This is a genomic window from Thiohalocapsa halophila, assembly GCF_016583825.1.
Classification (GTDB): Bacteria; Pseudomonadota; Gammaproteobacteria; order Chromatiales; family Chromatiaceae; genus Thiohalocapsa; species Thiohalocapsa halophila.
The window spans coordinates 1-520 of the sequence record NZ_NRRV01000292.1 but is presented as its reverse complement, the minus strand read 5'-3'; the positions used below and the strand labels follow the sequence as shown (position 1 = coordinate 520).

Annotated in this window: 1 pseudogene; it reads right to left on the bottom strand. The window is 71.2% G+C overall.

The features are described 5' to 3' along the window. A pseudogene (locus CKO31_RS26460) lies at positions 1–520 on the bottom strand (1-deoxy-D-xylulose-5-phosphate synthase); the annotation flags it as partial.

Genomic DNA, 520 nt, shown 5'->3' with positions numbered 1-520 from the left:
ACGAAGCGCATGTTGGCCACGGTGAGCCCGAGCTTGCGCCCGACCTGCTCGGCCGCCTGCAGGCGGCTGCCGAAGGCGAGCAGGGCGGCGTCTTGGCCCTGTTGGCGCAGCTCGCCTTCGCCGATGGGCAGGGGGCCGGCGCTCCTGTCGAGCTTGCGGCCGGGGCCGGTGCCGCGGGGGTAGCGGATCATGGCCGGGCCGGGGTGCTGGTAGGCGGTGTCGAGCAGCCGGCGGCATTCTTGCTCGTCGGCCGGGGCGGCGATGATGAGGTTCGGCAGGGGGCGAGCGTAGCTGAGATCAAAGCTGCCGGCGTGGGTGGCGCCGTCGGCGCCCACCAGGCCGGCGCGGTCGACGGCGAAGGTGACATCCAGCCCTTGCAGGCAGACGTCGTGGACCAGTTGATCATAGGCGCGCTGCAGGAAGGTGCTGTAGATGGCGACGACGGGCTTTAAGCCTTCGCAGGCCATGCCGGCGGCGAGGGTGACGGCGTGCTGCTCGGCGATACCGACGTCGAAGTAGC